The following is a 23641-nucleotide window of genomic DNA, read 5'->3' as shown; positions in this document are numbered from 1 at the left end:
ATGTCATAGGTAAAACAGAACGTCGCTCATTTGAATGGATAATAACTGAAAGATGAAAGTTTATCTTAGTCATCAATCACAGCTAAGAGGCTTAACGTTGTGCGTCATTGATATGAGGTAGGCGAGTGCCGAAGGTAGGAGTAGGGAGTTTTTAGGTTGGTGTCGAGATATGAGATTTGATCAATAGATGTAGGAGCTAATCCCGCTTTTCGCTCCTATCTGCTCATTGATACGAGGCGAAGGCTACGGTTTGTCCTGTCTCTTGCTCCGCGTAGCCAAGCCAAAACCTAGTCCTCGCAACTCGTCTAATTGAGCAGGATAACCGCTACAATCGAGGCTAAAATGCGTTTCAAGGCGACCTTTATAACTTAATCGCAAAATTATTAGTAAGTTGGTGTTGAGGAACGAGACTCAACAAGATGATTTTGCGTAATATAATTTGTTAGTTTTGCTTAGTCAACTTAACCTAATAGCTTGATTTTTTTACATTTGAAGAAGTATGATAAATTAAGTTATTTACATTACGATGAGGATTTTATGATGGCTAGAGATGCTATAAAAGAAATAATGGAGTTAAAATCAAGAAATGAGTTTGCGGACAGTCATCAGGTTTATTTAAGACTTTACTCATTACAAGAGTTACTGAAAAATAATTCTAATAAAGGTCATTTAAGTGAAGAAGTTTTCAAATATATACCTATAGCTCTGGTTGCCTGTATGGAAGGGCTTTTTCGCTCTCTATATGCAGAGATTATAGATTATGGAGAACCTTACTCGAATAATGTCGAAAAATTCAATAACTCAAATAAAAAATTTGACTATAATATAGTTAATGCTATTCAGAGTAGAAAATTAACAATTGGTGAGTTCATTTCGCACACACTATCTTGCAATAATATAAGTGATATTGATAATAATATCTCAATATTGTTAGGAATAAAATTCCTACATGAACTAAATAATTTTGAAACTCAAAGTGTTTTTGATGAACAGAGACTAATCAATAGTAGTTTTAAAAATAATGCTAATGAAATTCTAAAGAGTGTTGTTACTGTATTTGAATTAAGACATATATTTTGTCATGAGTTTGGGACAAAGGTAGAAATTAATGAAGATTTTATTCAGGAACTATTTTCGAACACTAAAATATTTTTGGAAAATACTACTGATTTCATTCAGTCTAAATTATATCCAGATGCCCCAGAAACACAAACTGACATGAACATTCATGCACACAATGAGTTCGATAAAATTGATATAAAGCTTGAAAGTTATATCAGTAAGTTAAGAAATAAAGATTTTACTGACATGCTAGATTTTGATAAAGGTTTATTTAAGGAGTCTATACTTAAATGGAAAAAATATCGCGAAAGCGAGGCGAATTATAAGTCTAGCGTAGTTGAAGGTGGTTCTATGCAACCTATGATTTACTCTATGAGTATGCATACTACTACACTACGGAAAATTAAAGAACTAGAAGAAGATTATCCAGAGTTATTATAGCAAAACCAAAATATCCTAGTCTTTAATTCAATGGAATGAAAAAATATATGATCGATATCAGATTGAGGCGTCTTCAATGAATTACGATTTTGGGTGTCGCAAGCTCCACGCCAACCTATGGATTGGGTATGAGTTGTAGAGTTGTTTTGTAGGTTGGTGTCGAAGTATGAGACCCAACGAGTTATTCCGCTTAATATTAGATTGTTGAATTCTCTGCATTAACACAACCTACGGGCTAGATCCATAAGTAAGGTTAATGGTAGAAAAGGAACTTACGTCTTGATGGTCATATTCTTGGTATTGCTAAGCATTCTACCATCAATGATTTATCTTAAGTTAAGATTTTAAAGGTTGCAAGCTCCACTCAACTTACGACTACAGGCTAAAATCCAGCATACTTAGCTATTAAAGTAGCTAAAATTGCCGCTGCTGTAGCTTTTGATATATCCCAAGAGTCAGTGCCAGCTCTCCTCAGCATATCTATATACCAGTTTTCCGTATTTTCACCCCAAGATTTTTCATTTATTTCGTCAACTGCTTTGTCTTTGTTTATTGCATTTACCAATGCTTGAACGTCTTCAGATGGTATTTTATCGATGTTGATTCTCATATCATTAGATACCTGTGACAGAGTATCACCGATATGAATATTTGCATTGTCTTGAACTATGATTTTGAACTGTTCATTACTAAACTCTTTAACCGATTTATCTATTGTGTCAGTTAAATCAATATCATCTGGAAATTCATTAGAAATAGTCAGGCAATATTCTAAAAGCTTCGAACGGATTTGCGTTAAGATGTCTTTACCATTACTAGCTTTAGCTTCAATTCTTTCAACATAATAACCATTAAGTGCATCAGAGAAAATAGCACAAGCTTCAGTAGGAATAGAAAATGAAAGATTATCCATGTTAGCCCAATCCTTAATTGAACTGACACTTTCATCAACCTTCCTTATAGTCAATCTATTAATTTGTTGATCAGATAAATTTGATAAGGGAAGACGATAGTCGAAATGGCGATGATAACCATTTGATATATCTCCGAAAAGGACTAAATTCATTATACGATAGGTGGGTAAATTAACATCAGATGGATAACCTCTTAGTTCGTAATTTACCCATTTTTTAAACTCTTCGTTTTTCAACTTATGAGCTAGAATTTGAGCTTTGATCAGGCACATGTCCAATTCAGCATTATGATCAGCTAATATCTCAATAAGTTCGTTTAATATTTTCAAATCCCATCCTATATCTTGGTATTCAAGATTGTAAGTTCTTGAGTCGATGATGTGTGTAATATTCTACTATTGACTATATTTAGTTTAATCCATTTTTAGGAAATTTATATAACCTATGATATTTTATTTGTAGTAAGGTTTCTAATAAATGTTTAATTATAACAATAGATATTTTTAAAAGAAAAATTTAAAATTAGCTACATAGACTTAGAATCCTTCAACAAAAAAAGGCTACCCCCAAAAGGATAGCCTCAATACAGCAATTAAATTAAGAATAAACCTAACTCGCCTCTGACATAGCCTGCTCAAGCATTGGCTTTAAGAACTCACCTGTAAACGAGCCTTTAACCTCAGCGACTTCCTCAGGCGTACCTTCCGCGATAATCATACCGCCCCCTTTACCGCCTTCAGGACCAAGATCAATCACCCAATCCGCCGTTTTGATAACGTCTAAATTATGCTCAATGACCACGATAGTATTACCTTTGTCACGTAGCGCATGCAGGATATTTAGCAATTTATTGATATCATGGAAATGCAAACCCGTCGTTGGCTCATCCAAGATATATAGCGTTTGTCCAGTATCACGCTTGGCAAGCTCACGCGCTAGTTTGACTCGTTGCGCCTCACCACCTGATAGCGTTGGCGCAGACTGACCAAGACGAATATAACTTAGACCGACATCCATTAGCGCTTGCAGGCGACGATAAATCGCGGGTATCGCTGAGAAGAACTCAACGGCATCTTCCACGGTCATATCTAACACATCAGCGATAGTTTTGCCTTTATAGTGAATCTCTAGGGTCTCGCGGTTGTAGCGCTTGCCCTCACAAGTATCACACGGCACATACATATCAGGTAAGAAATGCATTTCTACTTTGATCAGACCATCACCTTGGCAAGTCTCACAGCGACCGCCTTTAACGTTGAAGCTAAAGCGACCCGGCTTATAACCACGGGCACGGGCTTCTTGAGTTTGCGCGAACATCTCACGTACTGGCGTAAATACTCCGGTATAAGTCGCAGGGTTTGAGCGCGGTGTACGGCCAATCGGGCTTTGATCGATATCGACCATCTTATCCAAATGCTCAAGACCGCTGATGCTCTCGTGCTTATCTGCGATAAGCGTTGAGGCATTATTCAACTGGGTAGCGGCAAGTGGCATTAAGGTACGGTTAATCAAAGTCGATTTACCTGAACCTGATACTCCAGTGATACAAGTCATAATGCCAACAGGTAGCGTCAAATCAACATCTTTTAAGTTATTGCCCGTTGCGCCTTTGAGCTCGATAGTCATAGGTACTTTTTTAGGTTTGGCTTTGCCTTTACTTTCGACGTCTATCGTTTTGGCCTTATGACGAATTTTGGGTATCTCAATACGCTTTTTACCCGACATATATTGTCCAGTAAGCGATTCCTTATTGGCCATAATATCTTTGACCGTACCCTGCGCGATGATATGTCCACCATGCACACCGGCACCAATACCGATATCGATAACGTGATCGGCTTGACGAATGGCGTCTTCATCATGCTCAACGACGAGCACCGTATTACCTAAATCACGCAAGCGAGTCAAAGTTTTAAGCAAGCGATCATTATCGCGCTGATGCAGACCGATTGACGGCTCATCAAGCACGTACATCACGCCCATTAAACCGGCGCCAATTTGGCTGGCTAAGCGAATACGCTGGGCTTCACCACCTGATAAAGTCTCCGCAGAGCGGGCAAGTGATAGATAATCAAGACCGACGCTCACTAGGAAGTTTAAGCGCTCATTGATCTCTTTAAAGATTTTCTCCGCGACTTCGCCTTTATGACCGCCGATTTTAAGCGTTTTATAGTAGTCCGCTGCATCGCCAATAGATAACTTGACGATTTCAGCGATGGTCTGATCATCAACACGCACATTGCGCGATATCTCATTTAGACGTGCGCCATCACAGACGTTACAAGTGGTATCGGCTAGGTATTTGGCCAGCTCATCACGGACTAGATTGCTTTGGGTCTTAGCATAACGACGCTCAAGATAAGGCAAGACCCCTTCAAACGGTATGGTTTTATTGGTTTTGCGCCCGCGCTCATCGGTAAAGTTAAAAGTTAGTTTCTCTTTACCTGAGCCTTGCATAATCAGATCTTGCTGCTCTTTTGAAAGCGTTTGCCAAGGCGCGTCCATATCGATTTTGAAATGCTTGCAGACGGTAGAGAGCAGACCGAAGTAATAAGCATGACGCTTATCCCAACCGTTTATCGCACCTTGATTCAATGATTTTTCATGATGGGTAATCAGCTTTTCAGCGGCGAAGTATTGACGCTTACCAAGGCCATCACAGCTTGGACAGGCACCATACGGATTGTTAAAGCTAAACATGCGTGGCTCAAGCTCGGATACCGCCCGATCGCAGACGGGGCAGGAGTGCTTAGCTGACATCACTTGATTGTCGCTGCCATCTTCTTTTGGGTTACCATCCATAAAGTGTAGGGTCACTAGCCCTTGACCTAAACGTAGCGCAGTCTCAAGACTCTCCGCCACACGGTTGCCCAAGTCATCACGGACTTTAAAGCGATCGACTACGACCTCGATAGTATGCTTTTTCTTTTTATCAAGCGTCGGTAGCTCATCGGTATCATAGACATCACCATCGACACGCACGCGGACAAAGCCCTGACCAATCAGCTGCTCAAGCAATACGGTATGCTCACCTTTACGCTCACGTATCACAGGCGCTAGGATCATCAGCTTAGTATCAGCAGGTAGCGACATGACTTGATCGACCATTTCAGTCACTGACTGGGCGACCATAGGCTCATTATGCTCAGGGCAAAACGGCGTACCGATACGCGCATATAATAGACGCAGATAATCGTAGATTTCGGTAATCGTACCAACCGTTGAGCGTGGATTATGGTTGGTTGATTTTTGCTCGATGGCGATAGCAGGTGACAAACCCTCGATACTATCGACTTCAGGCTTTTCCATCTGCGATAAAAACTGACGCGCATAAGCCGACAAGCTCTCGACATAGCGACGTTGTCCTTCGGCATAAAGCGTATCAAATGCCAATGATGATTTACCAGAGCCTGATAGACCAGTAATGACCACGAATTTATCACGTGGAATGTCTAGATCAATATTTTTTAGGTTATGAGTACGAGCGCCGCGTATTGCGATATGATCATGTGCCATCGGTAATTGATTTCCTATTAGCTAAATATAAGTTAAAACCAACTTAGCCGTTGGTTAAAAATGCAGTTAAATTTTAAATACAATCATTTAAGTAAAACAGTAGGCAGTTCTTAATATGAATTAAACATCAGAATTTTTTTCAAAAAGATAAGTTTTTATTACGCTGCTTAGCAAAAACAGTTTACGAATAATAATGCTAAAAGGTTATTAGAATATTGGTTTAATAATTTAAGCACTATATGCACCGGAAATTTTAGAATTTATTAAATTCTTGTTTCAATAAATTCTTGCTCCGATAGAAAAAATAGAAACAGTAAGTCAATAAAAAATGTTAAAGCCATATAGCGGGTAACGACTTACTTTATTGTTATCATTGACAAATTATTCAAGGTATAAGCACAGATTGACTGCACTTAGTAACAAATTTGTTAAGTGCTCAAAACTAGCTTGGCATCAGTCGATAGAATAGAGTAAACCAATCAGCTTGAAACGGCGCGCCATAGCAAGCACATAGGTAGAGGGCGTATAGACAGCAAGCACAAACCTGCGAGCAGATAAAAGTGTCGGCAACGCTAAGGTGAATGTTTTATACTAAGGGTTTTATGCTAAGGAGCTTAATTGGTACGCTAAGTAATGCTGCGTGTCAGCCGTTAAGTAATAAGAGCTAGGCGATAAAGGTCAAATGATAAGTCAGTAGTAATAGAGCTGTGAGGCAAGTATGAATAGCGTAGAAAAACGGGCAATTGCAGGGGTTGGTGGTATCTTCGCGCTACGGATGATTGGCCTGTTTATGATTGTGCCAGTGTTTTCTGTCTATGGCGATAATTATGCGCATGCCACGCCTTTTTTGATTGGCTTAGCCGTCGGTATTTATGGACTTGGGCAGGCGATATTTCAGATTCCGATGAGCCTTGCCGCCGATAAATTCCCGCGTAAGCCTATTATTATGCTCGGGCTAGTATTGTTTGCACTCGGCGGTATTATTGCGGCCAACGCGACCGATATCTATGAAGTGATTATCGGTCGGGCGCTGGCAGGTGCTGGTGCTGTTTCTGCGGTATTGATGGCGCTACTAGCCGATGTCACCCGCGAGGAGATGCGCACCAAAGCCATGGCTACGATGGGCTTGACTATCGCCACCTCTATTATGCTAGCGTTTGCTTTTGGACCGTTATTAGTCGGCTCACTAGGCATATCAGGACTGTTTTGGTTGACGGCAGGTTTTGCTGTTTTGGCTATGGTGCTGTTATTGATCGTGCCATCACCGATGCGGGTGCTCAAACATAATTTGGATAATAAGTCTATCGGTGAGCAGCTCGCTACTGTCCTCAAAATCGGTGATCTCAATCGTTTGCATTTTGGTATTTTTGCCCTGCATCTGACCATGACGGCAATATTTGTTATTTTGCCGCATCAGCTTAGCGAGGTAATGGGCCTATCTGTACGTCAACAAGGCTTAGTTTATTTGCCGCTATTATTCATTGGCTTTGCGGTCGCGATACCTTTTATTATCATTGCCGAAAAGAAGCGCATGATGCGTCAAGTGTTCCTAGGAGCGATTGCTCTGATGACGGTAGCGCTAGTAGTATTAGCGTTAGGTAGCCAAGTCGGCGTTGGTATTATCTTAGGGTTACTGTTATATTTTATGGGCTTTAATTTGCTTGAGGCGACTATTCCGTCATGGATATCTAAGCGCGCACCAGTCGCGAATAAAGCGACGGCGATGGGACTCAATTCATCGAGTCAGTTCTTTGGCGCTTTTATTGGTGGGGCGATGGGCGGTTTGTTACTCACTCAATCCAACTTGCTAGCTTGGGGCATATTAGCGGCGGTTATGGCGATAGCTTTGCTACTGATTATTCCTATCGCTGATCCGCCGTATCTCTCTAGTACTACTGTGACTATCCCAAAAAACATTGACATTCAGGACTGGTCACAGCAGATGATGGCGGTCAACGGTGTTGATGAGTTAGTCGTCATGGCAAAAGAGCAAGTCGCTTATTTAAAGTTAGATAAAACTAAGCTTACGGATACTTCACGGCAGGCGCTATTGGACTTGGCGCAAAGCCCGTTAGATATTTAACCTTTATCAGGCATCTAAAAAGGAATCAAGATGAGTAAATTGATAACTAAGTTTGGGATTGGCGCTGGATTATCAATAACATTATTAATGACAGGCTGCGCCACGCAAAATATTCAGACTTATAAAGAGGTTAAGCCCGCCCTTGATATGCATGAGTTTTTCTCAGGGCAGATTGACGGCTATGGTATGTTTCAAGGTCGTAGCGGCGAGGTCAAAAGACGCTTTACCGTGGATATTGATGCCACACATGAAGGCGATGATGTGATCGTATTAGACGAGAAGTTTGCGTGGGCAGATGGCACTAAGTCGCAACGTATCTGGCGGCTGACCGAACAAGCCAATGGTCAATGGACAGGCACAGCGGGTGATGTGATCGGTGAAGCCAATGGCGAAGTGGTTGGCAATGCTTTTCACTGGCAATACGTACTAGATTTACCGGTTGACGACAAAACTTATCAAGTCAACTTTGATGACTGGATGTATCTCATTAGCGATGACGTTATGCTCAATCGCGCAGTAATGAGTAAGTTTGGGGTTGAGCTGGGTAGCGTAACGCTAAGCATGCAGCGTAAAAACGATAAAACTATCAACAATAAATAAAACTATTAATAAAAAGTTATCAGTAAAGAGATTTTACTTTTTTATTCCATTATAATCGGATAAAGATATATATAGGTTTTAAGCGTCATAGATTGTCGTGTATCGCCTGCCTTTACTGGATATTAGCGTAAAAACCCTATAATATAAAACTGTGGTTTTTACAGTAATTCTTAATGCCTTGGTCAATATTTTGACAAGTTATTGAACTTAAATAGAATTATCTGTCAAATCAAATTATTTATCATAAGAGGACAACATCATGCGTGGAGTTAATAAAGTTATCATCATTGGTAATCTCGGTGCAGATCCTGAGGTTCGTCAATTCAGTAATGGCGGTAGCGTCACCAATATCTCTGTCGCGACCTCCGAGCAGTGGACAGACAAGCAAAGCGGTGAGAAAAAAGAATCAACCGAATGGCATCGTATTGCACTCTATAATCGCTTAGGTGAAATCGCCGCTCAATATCTACGTAAAGGCAGTAAAGTATATATTGAAGGCAGTTTGCAAACGCGCAAGTATCAAGCTCCTGACGGTAGTGACCGTTATGCTACTGATATCAAAGCCTATCAGATGCAAATGTTAGACGGTGCTAGTGGTGGCCAAGGCGATGGTGGTCAAGGCGGCTATGGCAACAATCAAGGTGGCCAACAGAGTTACGGTAATCAGGGTAATAATAACAACAACCAAGGCGGTGGCTACAATAATCAAGGCGGCCAAGGTGGTCAGGGCGGTTTTAATAATCAAGGCGCTAACAATCAGGGCTCAGGTAACCAATTTAACCAGCCCAATCAGTCTAACAATGCGCCAAGTGTTGCCAACAAATCAGCGATGCCTGATGGCCCTGTTGATGATGACATTCCTTTTTAGGATGTAAAATAATAAGACGTAAGAAAGTAAGTGTAAAATAATAGTGTCGATTGAAGCTAAAAAAAGAGTCTGTATTTACAGGCTCTTTTTTACTTTATTAGTTAAATGAAATTATGTTAAATGATTATATTTAGAAAAACTATTCATACTCTAAATATAATATATTTAAGATTATTTTGTATTTCTCAATAAAAATAGGAATATTAATTAAGAGTTGTTATCGATTAAATTTTTGTTTATATTGTAATCGTTTTATATTTCAATTTTAATTATAGAGGTAACCATGTCCAATAATAATGCCATTAACTTAGATGGTCTCAATGTAGATGAACTACGTGCCATTACTGAGAATGCGCAGCAGCTAATCAGTCAAAAACAACATCAACGCTTGCACGATGCTTATGTACAATTCGAAAAAATTGCTAAAGACAGCGATAGTAGCATTGATGAAATCTTAAAGGCAGGTGAGAGTCTAGAGAAAAAACGTAGTATAAAATATCGTAATACTGACAACAGCCAAGAGACTTGGACAGGTCGTGGTCGCAAGCCGACGTGGTTAGTAGAGGCTTTGAGTGCTGGTAAAAACCTTGAAGACTTTGCTATATAGTTTTTCTGCTACCTACTGTTTATAGACCTTTGAGCTTGTTACCTTAAAGGGTTGGATAGCTATTTAAGCCAGTATCTTTTATCGCCTATCATGCGCCTAAAAGATACTGGCTTTTTTTGCTGTCATCTTTAGGTCATTGTTTGTTATGATAATGACGTTTCAACCTTTCCATGAGAGTGAGTGATCAGTGTCGCAAGCTTCTATATCGTCTAATAAGCGTCCGCGTAAGCTCTGGTGGCTCATAGGACTGCTGGTATTTGCACTATTTGCGCTGTTGCAGATGCCAGCATCGTGGGTGTTGCAAAAGGTAGCGCCACAGTCGCCTTATGTACAGCATGTCTCTGGTAACTTATGGCAAGGCGCGGCTATTTGGCAGGTGCCTGTGTCAAAAGTGTCAAAAGCGCCGCTGACAGGGGCTTTGAGTTGGCATTGGCAGCCTTGGCAATTATTGTTAGGTAAGCTTGGCGCTGATGTCGATATCAGTAGTGGTCAAACACAGCTTGACGGTCAGCTCAAAGTATCTCGCAGCTCATGGCAAGTGGCGGATATGACTGGCAAGATTGCACCCGATACCCTAAGACAAGTGGTTGACTGGCAGCTGCCTAGTACTCCTATTCAGGTCAATAGTGTCTCGCTACAACGCCAGTCGGCTAAGGGCGAGCGCGCTGCTGGCTTTAAAGCCGCCGAGGGGCAGCTCACTTGGGTTGGCGGGGAGGTCGGCTACCCTAGCGCAGGAAAAGTGTTTTATATCACTATGCCTGCACTACGTGCTGAGCTGAGCACTGAACAAAAAAACAGTAATAATCTGCTGCATATTAATTTGCTAGATAATCAAGACAAACGCTTGGGCGATCTCTATATCGATGGCGATAACATGCTCGATGTCAGCTTGACCCAGCGCTTACTTGAGAATATGCCAGAGTATAAAGGTCAAGCGCCACAAGATACACCTGTAGTTAGCGTACGTCAGCCCTTATTATCAGGGCTTGGGGGCGCTAATTGAGCCTAGTCATGAATCGCCTCAAGCCGCTATTAGATATCCTCAATCGATTTTCAGGCTGGCTACTGCTATTGGCGCTGGGCTGGCTATGCTGGAGTGCTGCACGCTTATTATGGCTAGTATTGGCGCCGCCACTTGCACCAGCCTTACCCGTACTACCTTTGCAGAATCTCACAGGATCGGTGACGGACAATAGCAGTCTGTTTGCGATCTTTGCTGAGCCTGATCCAGTAGCGCAGTCAGTGCAACCGCCGCCGAATGTGATCTTAAAGGGCGTATTATTAGCCGATCCTGAAAGCTCGTCTTCAGCGTTATTAGATGTCAACGGCATGGTCAAAAACTATCGTATCGGTGATAGCTTACAAGAGACAGGTTACACCTTGGTTGCCGTAGATTGGAATGCTGTGGTTATTGCTGACGGTGCAGCTAAGCAGTCTGTTATCAGTATGGCAGATGCTATGCCGCTTGATCAAAGAGGTATGGCTACCAACGCTATTGGCAATCAGCGCCTACCTGATAACAATAATAACGGGCTTGCCTCAGGACTGCCACAACCTTTAGATATTCCTAACCTTGGTAATATCGATGCCAACAATAATAGTGATGCCAATAACAGCGATGTCAATAATAGCAACGATACCAATTCGGCAATCGACAAGGCGGTAAATGAGCTGCAAGAGAATCCTGCAGGCTACTTGAGTCGTATGGGTGTGATGGCATCAGGTGAAGGCTATCAAGTGACCGCCGCGATGCCTTCAGGTCTGCGCAATCGCTTAGGGCTTGAGCCAGGAGATCGCGTGATGTCTGTTAATGGTCAAAGTGTCGGTAACAATCCAGGACAAGACGCTAATGTGCTACAGCAAGTGCAAAAGTCTGGTGAGGCGCAGATAGAAGTTAAGCGCGGTGAGCAAGTGATCACTATTCGCCAGCAGTTTTAAAATTAATAGTTCAAAAGTTTTTTAAAGATAATTGCTTATAAGTATTATTCTAAACTCTTTAGCCTATAACCCGCTCTAATATTAAAGTGAGTAACCATCAGCATGGTAAGTTTATCTAAATTTTTAGTAGCGCCTTTGTGTCGTTCTCTACAGAGTTTGCTGTATGTGTGCCGACCTTTGTGTCTAGCGCTGCCATTATGGGCGGCGATGTGTGGGCTGGCTACTGCTGAAAGCTGGAAAGTGAACTTGCAAGATGCGGACATAAAAGCCTTTATTAATGAAGTGGCGACTATCACCGAGCAGAATTTTGTACTTGATCCACGTATCAATGGCAATGTAACTGTGATATCCAACCGTGCACTTTCTCGCGATGAGATTTATCAGCTGTTCTTAAGTGTGATGCAAGTCAATGGTATTGCAGCGATTGATTCGGGGACGACTATTAAGCTAGTCCCTGATAACGTCGCCAAGCAGACTGGGGTAGCTGTGGATCTGCGCGGCACGACAGTTGGTGAGGCTTTAGCGACACGGGTGATTTATTTGACCAATACTCAGGCCGCAGAAGTGCTCGGAGTCATTAGACCTCTGATGCCGCAGTCAGCCCATGCCGCTGCTGTGCCTGGGGTTAATGCGCTGGTGTTATCTGATCGGGCGGATAGCCTGAACCAATTGACGGCTCTGATCCGCGATTTGGACAGTAATGTCAATGATAGCTTACGCGTGATACCGCTACGCCATGTCGATGCTGAGCGCATGATGGATCTGATCAGTGCGCTAGTTAGTAGTGCAGGTGGCGCTGGGGCAGGCAGCGATCAGCTCAAGGTTATCGCTGATACCTCAAGTGATAGACTGCTGGTCAAAGGCAGTCCTGAGATGATCGCCAAAGTGCAAGAGATGGTCAATCAGCTCGATACTACGCCCACACGGCGACTGAGTGGATTACGAGTGTTTCGTCTCAAGTACGCCAGCGCCAATCATATTGCAGATATGCTGCGTGGCTTATTGGCCAATCAGTCCATTAACAGCTCAGGCGCAACGTCTACATTAGAGTCCGCCTCACTGACAGACGCTAGCACCACTGGGGCAACGCTCAATACTGAGGCTGCACAAACCGTTAGCAATAACAATACTGCAGTTGGCACAGGCGCTGCTAATACCAGTACTGGTGGTCGCCCCTTTAGTATTATCGCTGATGAAACCCAAAATGCCGTTATTGTAAACGCTGCGCCTGAGCTGATGTTTGAGATTGAAGATGCAGTCAGTCAGCTTGATAATCGCCGCGCGCAAGTCCTGATCCAAGCGGCTATCGTCGAAGTATCAGGTGATGATGCGACGCAGTTAGGGGTGCAGTGGGCGTTAGGTAATGCCAATAGTGGCTATGGGGTCGTGAACTTCAATAATGTTGGCGCTAGTGCTACGACGCTTGCGGCAGCGGCCTTGTCGGGCGGTGCAGGTATTAGCGCCGCTGCAGGCTCTATTGCAGGAGCACTGCTAGGGATAGGCAGTAGCAGTAAAGACAGCAGTGGCAATACGCAGTTTTATGGTGCGATATTACAAGCCTTAGACTCCTCGACCAGTGCTAATCTGTTGTCTATGCCCTCGATTTTGACCTTAGATAATGAAAAAGCCAGCATCTTAGTGGGTCAAAACGTCCCTTTTGTGACGGGCTCTTTTACCACTAGCGGCAATAATTCTAATAATCCTTTTCAGACCATTGAGCGCCAAGATATCGGTATCAATCTCAATGTTATCCCGCATATCGGTGACAACGGTACGGTGCGCTTAGAGGTATCACAAGAGGTATCCTCAGTCGTGCCAGGCAGTGTCGGTAATTCAAGCGGTTTAATCACCAATAAGAGCTTAATTAATACTACTATCCTAGCTGATGACCAACAGACCATTGCGCTTGGTGGCTTGATGCGTGAAAACAGTACCACCAATCAACAAAAAGTACCTGGTCTGAGTAACGTCCCTATCATCGGACGTCTGTTTCGCTCTGATAGCGATAATACGCAAAAGAGCAATCTGATTATATTTTTACAGCCGACTATTTTACGCGATGGTGGGGCGGTGGCTAGTGTGACCGAACGCAAATTTAACCAAATGCGTGTATTGCAGTTGGTCATAGATAAAAACGGTACGATCAAGCAGCTACCTCTAAGCGGTACTGAGGGCTGGAATGGCGATATCAGTCAAGATTATGAGCTGATGAATCTGAATCCGCTGATACCCAAACGCGATCAAACGCCTAAACCTGCCACGACCAGTCAAGGCTTTACGAGAGTAGATAGTCCAAGTACGGGCATTACGACTTTCCCATTAAATCCTTAAGTATTGATTGAATGGCTTCTAGCAGTAGCCTTTAATATATAAAGCCATTCAACGAGTAATCAAAGATTTAATTAACTTCTCGTAGCGTAGGCTGCAACTTTAGCCCAGAAAGCAGATATATAGAGTCATAACATTTTTTGTATAAAAGGTCTTGAATTTAGCTGTGAGTAAAGTATAAATATAGTCAGCTTGTTTTAAAAAGGAAACAGCAAAACCATGGCTAACCAACATGAGAGTAGAAAAGATAGTAAAATGAATAGTAAAAAAAAGTGGCTAGCTTTGACGGCAGTTGGCGTTGCTTTATTGTTAATTCCAAGGCGCAGTAGTCGTAAAGCCAGTGGTGATCAAAGTAAGCAGGTTAACAGCAAAGTCGAAAATCCTAATCAGTAAATGTTTAAAAGTTGTCTTTATCAATGTATTTAGCTAGTCTAAAACTGCACAATATTCTATAATTGTAATACCTTACTATTGAAAACTTCGGTATTAAAACTTTTACGATAACTTTTATGGCAGCTCAAGATTATGAAAGCTCAAGCAAACGTGCCAAAACTCAAGGCAAATTGGTTAGCATTGAGTATACTAATAGCGGCTACGGGTGGCTTACTAAGTTGTGAGCAGCAGCCAAAGTCTATGTTTGAGCAACAAGCTGAGATCAAATCTAACAATGAGCTAGCTACTGATATCGATGACAAAATCACCGTTGCACCTGTAAATACACAAGGTACAGAACCTATCGCTGATAGCAGTTTGAATAATGATTTAGAGAATCAACAAGTCACCGCTATTAAAACTAATAAACAACAAGCTATCGCGCGCCAGCCTAATTGTGATGCTAACGAAAAGATCTGCCAGTATTTTGAGCTAAATGTACTGGAATTCATACCTAAGCAGCCGTGGCTTACAAGCATTATGTGGAAGACCATCGCGCAAGTACTAGCACCAGAAGCGCCGCTGGCAAGTCAAGATCAAATTGCTAAAAATACGATTTTGAGGTTACTTAAACAAGTCGAATATGGTGATAATGAGACCGATACGCTACCCATTTATGAGCGCATTGATACAGAATTAGTGCTACATCCATTCCATAGTAATACTAACGATCAGGGCGTTCTTGCAACGATCGCAACGGGCTATCTCTCAGTGCGTTCGACCGAAGAGCGTGATAGTAGTGCTCAGCGTCTAAGCTACGTGATGCTGGATGTCGAAAAAAAGCTACAGCTGACTATCGAAGATGTATTATTACCTGAGGTCAATAAAAATCAGCTCCTAACGAGCTTGCAAAAGGCAAAAAAGAATTGGCTAATTAGCCAAGGCGTCGCAAAAAATCAACTTGATGACAGGCCGCTGCAATTGTCCAAGCAGTGGTATTTAGATGATCAGGGTTTACATATGGTTTATCAGTCAGGAGAGCTGATCAACGCGCACACTACTGCCGTAGATCTCATAGTGCCTTATGATTTGTTAGAAGGGCTGATTAAGCCTTATTATATAGTACAAGAGGATTAGTAGTACAAGGAGCTTAGCATCGTGCAAAAAGAGCAGCTTAAGCCTGTACTCAACTTGTAAGCCCTCACGCTAAATGTCTATCAGTCGCCGCTTGTCATTTGATACAATAGCAACCAGATTAATAATAATCCTAATCAATACAAGAAACTATTAGTGTCTGTCATGCAATCTATTATGCCAAAATCTCCTTTAAAGGGTTTAACTCTATCGAATAGCTATCATTTAATTGATACGCATACTCATTTTGATGCGCCTGTATTTGATAGCGATAGAGGTATGCAAGCGGCGCAAGCTTATGCTAATGGCGTGCAGCATTTAGTATTAGTCGGATATTTATATCAGCACTTTGATCGACTGTATAGTACTTATAACTTCCTTAATCAACATGACCCTGAGTCTACTAAAACCTTTATTCATGAAGAGTCTAAAGCAATATGCTATCCACAAGCGCATATTGCTCTTGGGCTGCATCCGTTCTATATTGAGCAGCATACCGACGCACACTTGCAGAAAATGGCGCAGATGCTGGATCAATCGCGACCTCTAGCTATCGGTGAGATTGGCTTAGATACCTTTACGGACACCATGAAAACCCCTGAAAACGTTGCTAAGCAGCAGCGATTTTTTCGAGCGCAACTTGATATGTCAGTGACCCATCGACTGCCTGTGATGCTCCATATCCGTAAAGCTCATGCAGAGGCGCTGGCGATATTAAAAGCTCATGACTATGACGCACATAAACTCGGTGGTATCGCCCATAGTTTTAGTGGTGGCGAGCAAGAGGCCAAGGCCTTTGTAAAACTAGGCTTTAAGCTTGGGGTTACAGGACAAGTGAGTAACCCCAATGCCAAAAAGCTACGGCGAGCTATTCAAGCGGTGGTCAGTGAATATGGTATAGGCTGCCTGGTAGTTGAGACGGACTGTCCTGATATGACACCTATGCAATGCCAAGTTGGCGCTGATACTGTCGCTAATAGTGACACTCAGGACTCTATAACCGCGCCGTCTTCAGCTGCTTCTTTGTCACAGTTGCAAAGCTCAGATGACGAATGGCAAAGGCCGGATAATCATCATAGAAATGTACCTGCTAACCTGCCTTGGGTATTGAGTGCGTTGAGCGAATTATTAGCAGTAGATCCTGCCAAGTTAGCCGAGCAGTTATTGCAAAACAGTTGTGAGGCGCTACAAACCAATTGGGGCTACTAGCACTATATTTTATTAATCAACAAGACATGCATTTATTATGAGTCAAAATCAGTCTCCAAAAATAACGATCGATGAGGATACCCAGCAGTATCAGCGCCGCTTTAAAGGCACACAAACCTTATATGGTGATAGTGCTTTTGATGCTTTTGCCTCTGCTCATATCTATGTGATTGGCGTTGGCGGTGTTGGCTCTTGGGTAGCTGAAGCGCTCGCGCGTACCGCGGTAGGTCAGGTGACGCTGATGGATATGGATGTGCTAGTCGCCTCTAACGTCAATAGACAACTGCCCGCGCTTGATAGCAGTTTTGGTCAAAGCAAAATTTCGGCTATGGGTCAGCGAATGCATGAGATTAACCCAAAAATACAGCTCGAACTAATAGATGACTTTTTGACTCCTGAAAATGTGGCGGATCTACTACCCAGTCGCTATACTGCTAAACAAGCAGCGCTTGAGGGACAAGCTATTATCGTTTTGGACTGTGTTGACGATATGAGTGCTAAGCTGGCTATCGCATTGCACTGCCGCTTCAATAAGCTCAAGCTTATCTGTGCAGGCGGAGCGGGTGGCAAAACAGATCCACGACAGATTACAGTGAGTGATCTAAAAGAATGTTATCAGGATCCTTTGCTGGCAAGACTGCGCTATAAGCTGCGTTTTGAAAAAGGCATCAATAAAGCACTAAAAGAGAAGTTCGGTATTAAATGTGTTTACTCAACTCAGCCGCCAAAGGTCAATAAAGCGGGTCAAGCGGGTGGCTTACATTGTGGCGGTTACGGCTCAGCAGTTACAGTCACCTCAGTTGTGGCGATGATTATGGTTAGTGAAGCACTAGATATGTTAACTAAGTTTTCAAAAGACCATAACTCAATTTATTCATTAAATTGAGTTATGGTCTTTTGAACATTCGACCGTGGCACTGACAGGGTCGTTATTACACTAATTGAGGGAGATAGTTTTGTCTACTTTACAGTACCCATCAGCAGTAGATGAAAAATACCGCATTGCAAAATTGCACGAATATGAAGTGCTCAATAATGACCATGAGCCTGCTTTTGCAAGGCTCACTGATTTGGTAAAACTATTTTTTGACTTTCCAATAGTTACCATTACCTTTATGGATGAAGACACGCAATACTTAAGAGCTGTCCATGGCTTAGGGAGTGTCTGTACGACAACTCGTGAAGTGGCTATTTGCAACTATACGGTGTTATCTGACAAAGTGTTTATTGTCCCTGATCTAACCGCAGATGAGCGCTTTGCAAGCAACCCGTTAGTGACAGAGGCGCCTTTCTTTCGCTTTTATGCCGGCGCACCAATTATCATACGTGATGGTAATACCACGTATCGTTTAGGCTCGTTATGTGTCATTGACACTGAACCCAATTTCGATTTTGATGATAAAAAAGCCGAGCAATTAGCACAATTTGCAGAGATAGTAGCAGACACTTTACGTCTGCAAAAAAAGCAGCATCAAGCCAAACAAGACAATCAAATGAAGTCAGATTTTTTGTCTAATATGAGTCATGAGATTCGCACTCCTATGAATGGCATCATAGGCATGGTTGAGATGCTCAATGATACTAAACTCAATGATGAGCAAAAAAGCTACGTGGATAATATAGACATATCCACTGAGCACTTATTGTCGGTAATCAATGGTATTTTGGATTTATCAAAAGTCGAATCAGGCAAAATGACTATTGAAGCAGTACCTATAAATTTGGCGACAGTGTGTCATGATGTTATTAATTTATTCGCCATGAAAGCCCGTCAGTGTGGTTTAACGCTGGATTTCCATTATACCGAAGAGCTATCGCCTTACATGCTCGGAGACCCCGTACGTCTCAGGCAAATTTTGGCAAATTTGGTCAGTAATGCAGTCAAGTTCACACGCAGGGGCGGGCGCATTAGTATCAATGTCACGCATGCCAGACTAGCTCATGGTCAGATACCCGCTCATAGTACCCGTATTAACAAAGATAAAACGAGCACCCAGAATCCTGCAAAATTAATGACTCATTACAATTTTGGTGAGATGAAAACAGTTGAGCAAAGCGCTGATGCTGCTGGCGACTATAGCGTAGATTCCAAAGAGATGACATTATGTATTGAGGTGATTGATAATGGAGTCGGTATCAAGCCTAAGTCATTGGGTGTCATATTTGATGCTTATAATCAAGCGGATAAATCGACCCATCGGCTCTATGGTGGTACAGGTTTAGGCTTGTCAATATGCAAATCTTTAGTGAATCTGATGGGCGGTCATATCTCGGTCAGTAGTGAGTTTGGGATAGGGACTACCTTTCAGGTCTTACTGCCATTACCGACCCTTGAGCAGCAAGAGTACAACGCATGGCAGCAGTCAAATGGTGGTATGCTCAAGTCAGTCTCAGAGCTGGTTGGACATATTCTACTCGTTGAGGATGATAATGTTAATGCACTAATAGCCAAAAAGGCCCTTGTTGATAGCGGTCATACCGTTACCCATGTCACGGATGGTCAGCAAGCGCTTGAAACCTTTGCCGCTGACCCACAGCACTATGAAATTATATTGATGGATCACTTTATGCCGATTATGGATGGGGTACAAGCGACCCTCAGACTACGTGAGCTATATGATGCGGATACCTTGCCTCCAATTATCGCCCTCACTGCCAATGCAATGGACGGTGAGCGCAAAAAGTACTTACAAGTAGGTATGCAAGATTATTGTACCAAACCTTTTAAGAAGGATCAGCTCAACGCTTTGGTTCAGTATTGGCTGATGCATAGACAGGCATTGAGAAAAAGATCATAATTATTTTAATGGTATTAGCTGTCATTCAATATCAAATGGACGATACCTTAGATGAGCTATAGTTCGGTATTATAAGTAATGAAAAAGGCGCATCGATTAGAGAATCGATGCGCCTTTTTCATTACTGCTTAGAACACTGTAGTCATTTTAAATTTTGGTAACTAGGGTCTGTTGAAGCACTATTATATTAACTGACAGTCATATCAACTGACACGAGTTTGATAGTCGCTGGTACGCGTATCAACACGGACGACTTCGCCTTGCTGGACAAATAAAGGGACTCGTACTACCGCACCAGTCTCTAAGATAGCAGGCTTACCGCCGCCGCCTGAAGTATCACCGCGAACACCAGGATCTGTTTCGGTGATGGTCAATTCAACAAAGTTTGGCGGAGTGATAGATAAAGGGACGCCATTAAATAAGGTAATAGTGCACAGATCGTTACCGTTCTCTTTTAACCATTGTGTTGAGTCGCCCATCGCAGTCTTATCTGCTTGTAATTGCTCAAAGCTCTCAGGATGCATAAAGTGCCAAAATTCACCATCGTTATACAGATAGTTCATTTCAGTATCGATGACATCAGCGGCCTCCAAGCTATCACCTGACTTGAAGGTCTGCTCTAACATTTTACCACTACGTAAGTTACGTAGCTTAACGCGATTAAAGGCTTGGCCTTTACCAGGTTTGACAAACTCGTTTTCCGTAATGGCACAAGGGTTGCCATCGAGCATGACTTTTAGACCGGCTTTAAATTCATTGGTAGAAAAACTTGCCACAAAATACTCCTAATGATTGTTTTTAACAATTGTTTCTAATATAAGGCCTGAGCAGTTTGACAGGTATGTTTTGATAGTAAGCTGAGATTACGTATAATGTTGATTTTTAAGCAGACATACTAGAGTGTTATGATAAACCATTTAATCACACAAAAAAACTGGCAAACACAATTATCCGAGGCGGTAAGCTCAATTGATGAGCTATTGGCTATATTGCAGCTTGAGTCGCTGCGCGCGCAAGTATATGTGCCGACTCATTTCAAACTGCGTGTCCCTCGTGCATTTGTTGCCAAAATGAGCGTTGGCGATGCCAATGATCCCCTGCTTAAACAAGTACTACCAGACCAGCGTGAGCAACAAGCAGTGACGGGCTACGTTACTGATCCACTAGGTGAGAGTGATCATAACCCAAGCCGTGGGTTATTACACAAGTATCAGTCGCGCGTACTATTAACGATAACAGGTGCCTGCGCTATCCATTGTCGCTATTGTTTTCGTCAACATTTTGACTATAATGCAAATATGCCAAATTCTGGCACACAAGTTGCAACTAAAGCTTATATTAGCACTCATCCCGAGATTGATGAGGTTATCTTAAGTGGTGGCGATCCGCTAAGCGTCTCCAACAGGCGTCTATTTGCATGGCTTGATGCGCTTGAGGCTATCCCGCAGCTTACCACTATTAGGTTGCATACCCGATTGCCTATTGTGATACCTGAGCGTTTGGATAACGAATTATTAGATAGATTGGCGCAAAGTCGCTGTCGCATCGTTATGGTCGTGCACTGTAATCATGCCAATGAGATTGATACCTTGACGGCTCAAGCGCTGCAACGGGCTAATAATGCAGGTATCACCATGCTCAATCAGACGGTATTGTTAAAAGATATCAATGATAGTGTTGAGCTGCAAGTTGCGCTTAGTCAGCGTTTATTCAGTGCAGGCGTGCTGCCTTATTATCTGCATGTACTTGATAAAGTAGATGGCGGCGCACATTTTGATTTGAGCGAACAGTTGGCGATTGAGCTATATTGGGCATTGTTAAAGCAATTACCTGGCTATTTGGTCCCCAAGTTAGTCAGAGAGCTGACGAGTAGACCGTTTAAGGTGCCGATTGACATTTACAAAGTCTCTTAAATATCTCACTATAACCACCTAGATCCTCTATAACGATCTATTAATATCAAACACTAGTTGTGTTATATTGGCGCAAGCTTTTTTGAAGTAACGATAGCTAAGTCAATAACTGTTTACAGCCGTCATAATATATTTGCATTTAGGAGCCCTTGTGATAACTCTATCGACCTTCCAAAAGCACCTAGCTAATAAAGAGCCTTTACCACAAGATGGTTTTAGATATCTAGAGGGGCAACAGCAACAGCAGCAGCTATTACAATGGACTGCAAGCTTGCCTGCTCAGAGCGAAAAAGTACAAGCTCGGCAGATTGAGAGCATACTAACAGAGCTTACTTTACCAGGTTTGAATGACAAGCTGTGCTTAGAGCTTATGAGTATAATGAGCAGTGCTACCGATCGTCTGATTACCTCACTACGTAAGCACTATATATATGAGATGGGCGCACTTAATCACGAGCAGATAAGCTATTTTGAGCAAGTTAAGTCTCTATATTATTTGACGGTTTTGGTCTACGACGGCATTGTTGAACGCGAAGGCCAAGCGTTGGATTTTCAACACTTTAGTCAGATGGATGGTAGCTGGCGCAGGCTTTTGCCAACGAGTAAAGCGCCACCTTTACTATTAGCTCAAGCGGTTTATTCGTCATTAGTTGCTTATCAAAAGTTATTGTTTGAGACCGCCTATTTGTCGCAAGAGCCACCCCAGCATATTTGGTCACAGATGAATAAGCTTTTTGGTCAGTCGCATCATTACGAAATAGCCTATATTGACTTGAGCAACAAAGTGGTGACGCGGCAGGCCAAAAGTATCCATCAGCTTTATAAGCAGATGTGTCTGCACAGCCTACTAAATGCACGCGCTATGCGTCGATCCAGTATCTTATTGGTTCAGCGCCTGCTCCCTGATTGGGCAGAATATATTGACACCAGTATAGGACCAAAAACCAATACTCGCGTGTTCGTAGATCTCAATAGCGACAGGCCTCCTAATTATTTGACCGCCAGCTCTACTATTGATCCTTTTGATGGGCAGCATGCTTGCTTATTCCTTGATTTAGAGCCATTAGCGGATTATTTGAATCTACGTATAGCTGATCTGAAACACAGTGATAATGACGCTATTGAATACCGCCTAACTAATAATGTTTTATTGACTATTAATTACCGTTATATCGAGCGCAAAAATACGATGCCGTCCAAAATTAGTCCCAAGCAGCAAGCGACTATTCTCACAGGCTTTAATAATATTCACTATCACGTGGCAAAACAGCGAGATTTACTCGATATCATAGGTCAACAAGATCTACCTGCTAAGTATTTACCAAAAGCAGCTGCTAAAGCTAATAGCGTCACAGGCATTAGCGTTGAAACCTTTGATAGTACCGATGTCATGTCACAATATCGATTACTACAGCTATCCAAACAGATAGCAAATAACAAAGATGAGCGCTATTCATTACAAATTATGAGCTTGTTTTTGCTCTGCCGACCAAAGGTTGAAACTAAGCTTAAATGGTCTATCGGTGTTGCCCGTTGGTTAATAAGAGATGAGGTGATGACTGAGATGGAGTGGCAGGTGCTCGGGCACCAGCTCAATCCTTGTGGACTACGCTTGGCAAACCCTAAAAGTAAGAATTTAAGGTTTGTATCAGGCTTTATTGTAGCGGATGACAATGATTTGCAAACAGGCAACAGCTTATTAGTGCCTGCTTATCACTTTCAAGAGCAAGATCGAGTCATAGTTCGTATGAATGATGAACAGCAATCAGTGCGTCTGCAGCGCTGTCTGCTCAGTACCGAAGAGTTTAGCCAGTACGAATTTGTCATGTTATAGCTCAATTTTTAGTAGCATTTGGGT

At 42.3% G+C, this 23641-nt stretch carries 18 protein-coding genes; 15 read left to right on the top strand and 3 right to left on the bottom strand.

What is annotated here, in order from left to right:
* The first annotated feature begins 540 nt into the window (after positions 1 to 540).
* The gene (locus Q9G97_RS10330; protein ID WP_305898748.1) at positions 541 to 1503 is read left to right on the top strand and encodes a lysozyme inhibitor LprI family protein; all 963 of its coding nucleotides are present in this window, start codon (positions 541 to 543) and stop codon (positions 1501 to 1503) included.
* Between the two features lie 382 nt (positions 1504 to 1885).
* Here the strand turns inward: Q9G97_RS10330 and Q9G97_RS10325 are convergent, their stop codons facing one another.
* Positions 1886 to 2746 carry a hypothetical protein gene (locus Q9G97_RS10325; RefSeq protein ID WP_305898747.1) on the bottom strand — a complete coding sequence of 287 codons (861 nt, stop codon included), beginning with the start codon at positions 2744 to 2746 and terminating at the stop codon, positions 1886 to 1888.
* 280 nt (positions 2747 to 3026) lie between these two features.
* The gene (uvrA, locus tag Q9G97_RS10320) at positions 3027 to 5933 is read right to left on the bottom strand and encodes an excinuclease ABC subunit UvrA (protein ID WP_305898746.1); all 2907 of its coding nucleotides are present in this window, start codon (positions 5931 to 5933) and stop codon (positions 3027 to 3029) included.
* Between the two features lie 718 nt (positions 5934 to 6651).
* Here uvrA and Q9G97_RS10315 point away from each other — a divergent pair.
* The 12 genes from Q9G97_RS10315 to Q9G97_RS10260 all read left to right on the top strand — a co-directional run bounded on the left by Q9G97_RS10315 (position 6652) and on the right by Q9G97_RS10260 (position 19870).
* Complete coding sequence (locus Q9G97_RS10315) at positions 6652 to 8016, top strand: MFS transporter (RefSeq protein WP_305898745.1); 1365 nt, start codon at positions 6652 to 6654, stop codon at positions 8014 to 8016.
* 30 nt (positions 8017 to 8046) lie between these two features.
* Entirely contained in the window at positions 8047 to 8616 is a 570-nt protein-coding gene (locus Q9G97_RS10310; RefSeq protein WP_305898744.1) for a DUF3833 domain-containing protein, read from the top strand.
* Positions 8617 to 8875: 259 nt separating this feature from the next.
* On the top strand, positions 8876 to 9484 hold the full coding sequence (ssb, locus tag Q9G97_RS10305) for a single-stranded DNA-binding protein (protein ID WP_305898743.1): 609 nt from the start codon (positions 8876 to 8878) through the stop codon (positions 9482 to 9484).
* Positions 9485 to 9767: 283 nt separating this feature from the next.
* Complete coding sequence (locus Q9G97_RS10300) at positions 9768 to 10091, top strand: H-NS family nucleoid-associated regulatory protein (protein WP_201569915.1); 324 nt, start codon at positions 9768 to 9770, stop codon at positions 10089 to 10091.
* 187 nt (positions 10092 to 10278) lie between these two features.
* Positions 10279 to 11094 (top strand): type II secretion system protein N, encoded by an 816-nt coding sequence (gene gspN / locus Q9G97_RS10295; protein ID WP_305898742.1) that lies wholly within the window; start codon positions 10279 to 10281, stop codon positions 11092 to 11094.
* An 8-nt stretch (positions 11095 to 11102) separates the two neighbouring features.
* Positions 11103 to 12029, top strand: coding sequence for a type II secretion system protein N (locus Q9G97_RS10290; protein WP_305898741.1), 927 nt, complete (start codon positions 11103 to 11105; stop codon positions 12027 to 12029).
* 102 nt (positions 12030 to 12131) lie between these two features.
* A complete protein-coding gene (gene gspD, locus Q9G97_RS10285) occupies positions 12132 to 14360 on the top strand; it encodes a type II secretion system secretin GspD (protein WP_371747876.1) in 2229 nt (742 codons plus the stop codon).
* 216 nt (positions 14361 to 14576) lie between these two features.
* Entirely contained in the window at positions 14577 to 14750 is a 174-nt protein-coding gene (locus Q9G97_RS10280) for a hypothetical protein (RefSeq protein WP_305898739.1), read from the top strand.
* A gap of 132 nt (positions 14751 to 14882) precedes the next feature.
* On the top strand, positions 14883 to 15866 hold the full coding sequence (locus Q9G97_RS10275) for a hypothetical protein (protein ID WP_305898738.1): 984 nt from the start codon (positions 14883 to 14885) through the stop codon (positions 15864 to 15866).
* Between the two features lie 174 nt (positions 15867 to 16040).
* Positions 16041 to 17072 (top strand): TatD family hydrolase, encoded by a 1032-nt coding sequence (locus tag Q9G97_RS10270; protein ID WP_305898737.1) that lies wholly within the window; start codon positions 16041 to 16043, stop codon positions 17070 to 17072.
* A gap of 37 nt (positions 17073 to 17109) precedes the next feature.
* Positions 17110 to 17958 (top strand): tRNA threonylcarbamoyladenosine dehydratase, encoded by an 849-nt coding sequence (locus Q9G97_RS10265; RefSeq protein WP_305898736.1) that lies wholly within the window; start codon positions 17110 to 17112, stop codon positions 17956 to 17958.
* Positions 17959 to 18028: 70 nt separating this feature from the next.
* Positions 18029 to 19870, top strand: coding sequence for a GAF domain-containing hybrid sensor histidine kinase/response regulator (locus Q9G97_RS10260; RefSeq protein WP_305898735.1), 1842 nt, complete (start codon positions 18029 to 18031; stop codon positions 19868 to 19870).
* Positions 19871 to 20073: 203 nt separating this feature from the next.
* Here the strand turns inward: Q9G97_RS10260 and efp are convergent, their stop codons facing one another.
* Positions 20074 to 20646 (bottom strand): elongation factor P, encoded by a 573-nt coding sequence (gene efp, locus Q9G97_RS10255; RefSeq protein WP_201569907.1) that lies wholly within the window; start codon positions 20644 to 20646, stop codon positions 20074 to 20076.
* Between the two features lie 129 nt (positions 20647 to 20775).
* Here efp and epmB point away from each other — a divergent pair, with 129 nt between their 5' ends.
* Both epmB and Q9G97_RS10245 read left to right on the top strand, forming a co-directional pair.
* Positions 20776 to 21783, top strand: coding sequence for an EF-P beta-lysylation protein EpmB (epmB, locus tag Q9G97_RS10250; RefSeq protein WP_305898734.1), 1008 nt, complete (start codon positions 20776 to 20778; stop codon positions 21781 to 21783).
* A 151-nt stretch (positions 21784 to 21934) separates the two neighbouring features.
* Entirely contained in the window at positions 21935 to 23617 is a 1683-nt protein-coding gene (locus Q9G97_RS10245) for a hypothetical protein (RefSeq protein ID WP_305898733.1), read from the top strand.
* The last annotated feature ends 24 nt before the right edge of the window (positions 23618 to 23641 follow it).

It is taken from the genome of Psychrobacter sp. M13 (assembly GCF_030718935.1).
GTDB lineage: Bacteria > Pseudomonadota > Gammaproteobacteria > Pseudomonadales > Moraxellaceae > Psychrobacter > Psychrobacter immobilis_G.
This window is presented reverse-complemented; position numbering and strand designations above follow the sequence as displayed.

Coding starts and splice junctions, on each gene's coding strand:
- Q9G97_RS10310 (WP_305898744.1), top strand. CDS start 8,047: ATGAGTAAATTGATAACTAAGTTTGGGATTGGCGCTGGATTATCAATA.
- Q9G97_RS10290 (WP_305898741.1), top strand. CDS start 11,103: ATGAATCGCCTCAAGCCGCTATTAGATATCCTCAATCGATTTTCAGGC.
- epmB (WP_305898734.1), top strand. CDS start 20,776: ATGATAAACCATTTAATCACACAAAAAAACTGGCAAACACAATTATCC.
- Q9G97_RS10275 (WP_305898738.1), top strand. CDS start 14,883: ATGAAAGCTCAAGCAAACGTGCCAAAACTCAAGGCAAATTGGTTAGCA.
- ssb (WP_305898743.1), top strand. CDS start 8,876: ATGCGTGGAGTTAATAAAGTTATCATCATTGGTAATCTCGGTGCAGAT.
- Q9G97_RS10270 (WP_305898737.1), top strand. CDS start 16,041: ATGCCAAAATCTCCTTTAAAGGGTTTAACTCTATCGAATAGCTATCAT.
- Q9G97_RS10330 (WP_305898748.1), top strand. CDS start 541: ATGGCTAGAGATGCTATAAAAGAAATAATGGAGTTAAAATCAAGAAAT.
- Q9G97_RS10300 (WP_201569915.1), top strand. CDS start 9,768: ATGTCCAATAATAATGCCATTAACTTAGATGGTCTCAATGTAGATGAA.
- uvrA (WP_305898746.1), bottom strand. CDS start 5,933: ATGGCACATGATCATATCGCAATACGCGGCGCTCGTACTCATAACCTA.
- Q9G97_RS10315 (WP_305898745.1), top strand. CDS start 6,652: ATGAATAGCGTAGAAAAACGGGCAATTGCAGGGGTTGGTGGTATCTTC.
- Q9G97_RS10280 (WP_305898739.1), top strand. CDS start 14,577: ATGGCTAACCAACATGAGAGTAGAAAAGATAGTAAAATGAATAGTAAA.
- gspD (WP_371747876.1), top strand. CDS start 12,132: ATGGTAAGTTTATCTAAATTTTTAGTAGCGCCTTTGTGTCGTTCTCTA.
- Q9G97_RS10265 (WP_305898736.1), top strand. CDS start 17,110: ATGAGTCAAAATCAGTCTCCAAAAATAACGATCGATGAGGATACCCAG.